Raw genomic sequence first — 727 nt, forward strand, 5'->3', positions numbered from 1 at the left:
GTGGCGCGGCGGCAACGGCGGGCGAGGAGGCACGGCTCGATCGTAGGCCGGCGGACCCCGGCGGGTCGGGGCCGGCGACCCCGCCGGGCCGGCACACTGCGTGCATGGACGCTCTCCCCCGGAGCCGACCGTGACGACGCCCGTGCGCGAGGGCGTCTTCTTCACGACGCCCCCCACGCTGCCCAAGGGCCGCCACGGCCTCGACCACGGCGCCGTGCTGGACAGCCAGCGCGAGCGCCTGATGATCGCCGCGACCGAGCTGCTCGCGGCCGACGGCTACCGCGCGCTGGCCGTCCGCGACGTGGCCACGCGGGCGCACGTCTCGCAGCCGGCGTTCTACGAGTGCTTCGTCGACAAGGAGGACTGCCTGTTCGCGGCGTACGACCGGTTCATCACGGTGCTGACCGGACGCCTGCTCGGCGCGGTCACCGACCCGGGCCCGACGTGGGACGGCGTGGTCACCGACGTGGTGCTGGCCTACGCTCGCGCGCTGCAGGACGACCCGGTGGTCGCCCGGGCGTTCCTGCTGGAGCTCGACGGCCTCGGCCGTCCGGCGCGGGACCGGCGGCGCTCGGCCATCCACGGTCTCGCCCTTCTCCTGCGCGACCAGCGCGAGCGGTACTGGCCCGGCTCGCGCCCGGTGCCGCTCTCGGCCTACGCCGCGGCGGTCTACGCGATCCGCCAGCTGACTGCCGACCAGCTCGACGTGCCGGGCCAGGAGCACCGG

Annotated in this window: 1 protein-coding gene; it reads left to right on the forward strand. The window is 75.9% G+C overall.

Annotated features, from left to right (window positions below; genetic code table 11):
- Positions 1-130: 130 nt before the first annotated feature.
- Positions 131-727: TetR/AcrR family transcriptional regulator (locus AC2W7G_RS17720; protein ID WP_485869589.1), on the forward strand; the 597-nt coding region annotated here is incomplete at its 3' end.

Source organism: Aeromicrobium sp. PFPM2_SD2 (genome assembly GCF_057364525.1).